This is a genomic window from Microbulbifer magnicolonia (assembly GCF_035117725.1).
GTDB classification, from domain to species: Bacteria; Pseudomonadota; Gammaproteobacteria; order Pseudomonadales; family Cellvibrionaceae; genus Microbulbifer; species Microbulbifer magnicolonia.
Map to the genome: position 1 here is coordinate 1 of NZ_JAYEFD010000013.1, position 768 is coordinate 768.

At 43.9% G+C, this 768-nt stretch carries 1 protein-coding gene; it reads right to left on the reverse strand.

Annotation, left to right across the window (positions count from 1 at the left end; translation table 11 throughout):
* Positions 1–231 precede the first annotated feature (231 nt).
* On the reverse strand, positions 232–768 hold a 537-nt coding region (locus RRF64_RS18765; protein WP_323847453.1), incomplete at its 5' end, for a hypothetical protein.

Consider the following 768-nt stretch of genomic DNA (forward strand, 5'->3'; position numbering starts at 1 on the left):
TCAAGCTATGCGTGGCGACCAGAAGCATCGCCGGTCCAGGCACGATAGTTGCTACGGATGCAATTGCAGTAAATGCCAGCCAAGCTTCAATGTTCATTAATTTCTCTAAATAGCCTAACGCCGCGCTCAGCCGCGGACAAATTTGGGCGCTTTATGCGCGAAAATGGGAGCGCAGCGACCGCGCATAAAGTGCACAAAGTTGGCCGTCGGCCTGCAGCGCATTGTTATGTTTTACTCTGGCACGCAATCATGGGTCCAAAATATATCGTTAACTTCAACAATCTCTAAAGCATCTCCTTGCTTTTCAAATAATTTAACACCAGGGTGATCCGATAAAAACAAACGAGTAGCCTGCCTTAAAAAGGCTAATGCGAAAATAATTGCATCAAATTCTGTTGGGCCATCAACTACTCTTCGAATTTCTTTAAAATCTGGATGATCTTCCGTTCTCTCTTTTTCTTCAACTTCAACACATCGAGTAAGACTACGATTGAAATTACTTGGAAAGCCATTAATTGATACATCAATCTTAAATTCATTTTCCTTCTCAATTATCGCTCGAGACATTGAAAATGATACTTCATTGACCTTTCTTCGTGTTTTCCCTATATAGAAGACTTTTTGAATGCTCATTGAATACTCGGAAACATAACGCCCAGCGCAGGCGCAGCCAACGCGGAGCGCCTTTTGTGTTAATGTTTGAGCGACAGCGAGTAACACAAAAGGCGCGTAGTGTTGGCTGTCGCTCTGCCGCTGCTTGTTAGCTGC